This window comes from Kitasatospora sp. NPDC058965, from assembly GCF_042741245.1.
Classification (GTDB): Bacteria; Actinomycetota; Actinomycetes; order Streptomycetales; family Streptomycetaceae; genus Kitasatospora.
In genome coordinates this window covers 1-3,382 of the sequence record NZ_JBHYKG010000515.1, presented here as the reverse complement: position 1 = coordinate 3,382, position 3,382 = coordinate 1, and the positions used below count along the sequence as shown (strand labels likewise).

Here is a 3,382-nt window from a genome sequence, read left to right as displayed (position 1 = left end):
GGCTGGAGCTGCGCAGCGACGGGGCGGACCTGACCGGGGTGGCCCGCTGCTACGGCCCGGGCGACGCGAGCGGGTTCCTGGGCGGCTTCCTCAGCCTGCCGTGCCGCCTCGGTGCGCGATGACCCACGTGCTGACGGGGGCGGAGCCGGCCGAGGCCGCCCGGATCGCCCGGGTCCACTACGACTGCTGGCTGGAGACCTACCCCGAACCGGCGGCCGGCATCGACCTGGACTGGCTGCGGGCCCAGCGCGCCGAGCTGCTGGCGGAGGCCGGGCGGCAGCGCTGGCTCGGCCTGCTGGAGTCGGCGCGCACCGACCCGGCCGGCTGGTTCTGCCGGGTGGTCCGGCCCGAGCCGGGCGGCGAGGTGCTCGGCTTCCTCTGCGGCGCGGTCGGCGAGCGGCTGAGCCTGGGGCCGATGTACCTGCTGCGCCGGGCCCAGGGGCGGGGGACCGGCGACCGCCTGATGGCCGAGTTCCTCGACTGGGCGGCGGGCCGCCCGATCGCGCTCTGGGTCACCGAGTACAACAGCCGGGCGATCCGCTTCTACGAGCGCCACGGCTTCGCGCCCACCGGGGAGCGCGAACTCTGGCGCGACCGGCTGCCGAACGTGCGGATGGTCCGCCCCGGCGGGTAGCGGCCGGACGCCCGCCACCCGCTCCGACCGTGTGCCACAGTCGGAGGGGAAGGGCAGGTGGGACGCATGAGGCTGGGCGAGACCTTCTGCCGGCAGGTGGCGGACGCCGATCCGCTCGGTGCGGACCGGGTGCTCGCCCCGCTGGTGGCGCTCAACGAGCGGGCCGACCGGCGCGGGCTGGTGGCGGTGCTGGCGGAGCTGGTGGCCGCCGCCGAGCACGCCCCGCTGACCGGGACCGCCGACCGGCTGGCCGCGTTGCGGGACCTCGGGATGCCGGCGGACTCGCTGCGCCGGCACGGCGTGGAGCCGCTGGCCGCGCTGCCCGCGGCCGAGCCGGTGCTGCGCCGCCTCGGCGGCTCGGTCGGCATGGTGCCGCGGGACACCGTGCTGCACTACGGGGCCTGGAACCCGTCCGGTGCCCGGCAGCGGATGTACACCGGCGCGGCCGAGGAGAACGTGCTGATCCACTCGGTCCGGGTCGGTGCCCCCGCCGTCGAGCGGGCCGTGCTGGCGCTGGCCCCGCTGCCCGGGCTGGACCCGGCCGCCCCGGAGTACGCCGCGGCCCTGACCGGGGCGCGGACCCAGTTGGCCCCGCTGATCGAGGCGATCGGCGCGGTGGCCGCGCAGGTGCCGCCGGCCGCCTTCTTCACCGCCCGGCTGCGCCCCTACATGCAGGAGATCCGGGTCGGCGGGCGGGCCTACTGCGGCCCGGCCGCCGCCCACCTGCCGCTGCACCTGGTGGACCAGCTGCTCTGGGCCGGGGACCGGACGGACCCGGTCCACCAGCAGCTGCGCGCCGAGCTGCTGGAGTACGGGCTGCCCGAGTGGCGGCGGCTGCACCGCGCCCGCGAGGGCCGGGAGTCGGTCGTCTCGGCGCTGGTGCGCGCGCTGCGCGCGGCCGGGGAGCAGGTGCCGGCGGCGCTGCTGCGGTCGGCCGGGGCGGCCGCCGAACTGCTGCGCACCCTGGTGGTGTTCCGGGGCCGCCACCTGCGCCTGGTCCGGGAGGGCTACGCCGGGGACGGTCCGTTCCGGGCCGGCAGCGCGGGCGCCGCCCCGGCGGTGGTGCGGCACCTGCTGGACCTGACCCGGGAGCGGGAGCGCCGGCTGGTCGGGCCGCTCAGTGCGGCCGGCGGCCCCAGGCGGTGACCATCAGGTTGGGCAGGTACCGGGCCTGCGGCCGGTCCAGCACCCCGATCAGCTCGTCCAGTTGCGGACCGGTGATCAGCCCGGTGGCCAGCAGCGGCGCGCGGAGCTGGCGCAGCGTCAGCGGGAGGAACCCGCCGGCGCCGCCGACCAGCGGCCCGTGCACCCGGGCGCCGACCTCGGTCAGCCCGGCCCCGGCCAGCGCGTCCGGCAGCCGGCGGCCGTAGCCCGGGTCCGCGCCGGCCGCGGCGAAGGCGGCGGTCAGGGCGCGGTAGAGCCGTTCGGCCGGCAGTCGGTGGTCCGCGGGCCAGTAGCGGGCCACCGCCTCGCCCATCGGTCCCTCGATGTCGAAGTCCTCCACCACCACCCAGCCGCCGGGCCGGGCGGCGGCCACCAGCCGGCGCAGCGCCTCGTCCCGCTGCGGCAGGTGCTCCAGCAGGGCCCGGGCGTGCACCAGGTCGAAGGCGCCGGCGGGCAGCGGATCGGCCAGCAGGTCGTGCCGACGGACCGTCAGCTGGGCCGGCCCGCGGTCCCCGGCGAACCGCGGGTCCAGGTCGGTGGCCAGGACGTGCCCGGTCGGTCCGACCCGGTCGGCCAGCCAGCGCGCCACGCTGCCCGCCCCGCAGCCGACCTCCAGGCAGGCCCAGCCGGGCGCGACGCCGAGGGCGGCGAGCCGCTCGGTGCTCGCCCCGTCGTACACCTGCTCCAGGGCGGTCAGCCGCTCGTGCTCCCGAGCCCAGGTGCGGTCGAAGACGTAGGGGTCCTGGGGCGGTGACTCGGGCACGGCGCGGGCCCCTTCGGGTGGTGGGGATCTTTGAGCATAGTCTGGTGGACCAGTGGTGGGCCTGCGGGAGGGAGCGGCGCGGATGCGACAGGTCGGACGGGCGGTGGCGGCGATCGTCGCGGTACTGGCGCTCGGGCTGCTGGTGCACGGGGTGCGGGACAAGGGCGGGGCGACGGCGGCGCCGTCCGGGCCGGCCTCGCCCGGGACCGCGCACTCCGCCGCGCCGCCGACCGCGGCCGACTCCGCCGGGGCTTCGCCGTCGGCCTCCGGCGCCGCCGACTACGATCCGGCGCGGTTCGCCGCCCAGGTGAAGACCCGGGCCGGGCAGGCCGGGATCGACCCGCAGCTGCTGATGGCGATCCTCTACAACGAGAGCTACAAGCCGCACGACCCCGAGTTGGAGCGGGCCTGGCAGCGCCTCAAGCCGGACTCGGCGTTCGGGATCGCGAACATGCACCGGGCCGCGTTCGACGAGACCAAGGCCGGCCGGGACTTCGCCGGCCGCCGGTGGGAGGAGCTGCCGGACGACCCGGACCTGGCGCTGGAGGCGGCGGCCTGGTTCCTGCACGACCTCGGTGCCCAACTCCCGGCCCACCGGAGCACCGGGCTGAACCAGGACGAGCTGATGGCGCTCGGCTACAACGCCGGTGCCTCCAACATGCTCGCCTTCGCCCGCGGCACCGCCCCGGGCAGCGCCGCGGCGTCGTACCTGGACCAGCTGCACGCCAACTGGGCGAAGGCGGGCCGGGCGCTGGCCTGACGCGCCACGACGGCGAACGGTCGGCGCCGACTGCCGCGAGGGGAACCGCGCCGTTCCGGAA

At 77.6% G+C, this 3,382-nt stretch carries 4 protein-coding genes; 3 read left to right on the top strand and 1 reads right to left on the bottom strand.

Features of this window, described 5'->3' with window-relative positions; all coding sequences use genetic code 11:
• Positions 1 to 118: 118 nt before the first annotated feature.
• Positions 119 to 634, top strand: a complete 516-nt coding sequence (locus ACFW1A_RS39505) for a GNAT family N-acetyltransferase (RefSeq protein ID WP_380418365.1) — start codon at positions 119 to 121, stop codon at positions 632 to 634.
• 66 nt (positions 635 to 700) lie between these two features.
• Positions 701 to 1,780 carry a monodechloroaminopyrrolnitrin synthase PrnB family protein gene (locus ACFW1A_RS39500; protein WP_380418363.1) on the top strand — a complete coding sequence of 360 codons (1,080 nt, stop codon included), beginning with the start codon at positions 701 to 703 and terminating at the stop codon, positions 1,778 to 1,780.
• Here ACFW1A_RS39500 and ACFW1A_RS39495 read toward each other — a convergent pair.
• Positions 1,752 to 2,561, bottom strand: coding sequence for a class I SAM-dependent methyltransferase (locus ACFW1A_RS39495; protein WP_380418361.1), 810 nt, complete (start codon positions 2,559 to 2,561; stop codon positions 1,752 to 1,754). The genes ACFW1A_RS39500 and ACFW1A_RS39495 overlap by 29 nt on opposite strands.
• An 82-nt stretch (positions 2,562 to 2,643) precedes the next feature.
• Between ACFW1A_RS39495 and ACFW1A_RS39490 the strand changes: the two genes are divergently transcribed.
• Positions 2,644 to 3,321, top strand: a complete 678-nt coding sequence (locus ACFW1A_RS39490) for a transglycosylase SLT domain-containing protein (RefSeq protein WP_380418359.1) — start codon at positions 2,644 to 2,646, stop codon at positions 3,319 to 3,321.
• Positions 3,322 to 3,382: the final 61 nt, after the last annotated feature.

Excerpts from the sequence above, each read along its gene's own strand:
- ACFW1A_RS39505 (WP_380418365.1), top strand. The coding sequence starts at position 119 with ATGACCCACGTGCTGACGGGGGCGGAGCCGGCCGAGGCCGCCCGGATC.
- ACFW1A_RS39500 (WP_380418363.1), top strand. The coding sequence starts at position 701 with ATGAGGCTGGGCGAGACCTTCTGCCGGCAGGTGGCGGACGCCGATCCG.
- ACFW1A_RS39490 (WP_380418359.1), top strand. The coding sequence starts at position 2,644 with ATGCGACAGGTCGGACGGGCGGTGGCGGCGATCGTCGCGGTACTGGCG.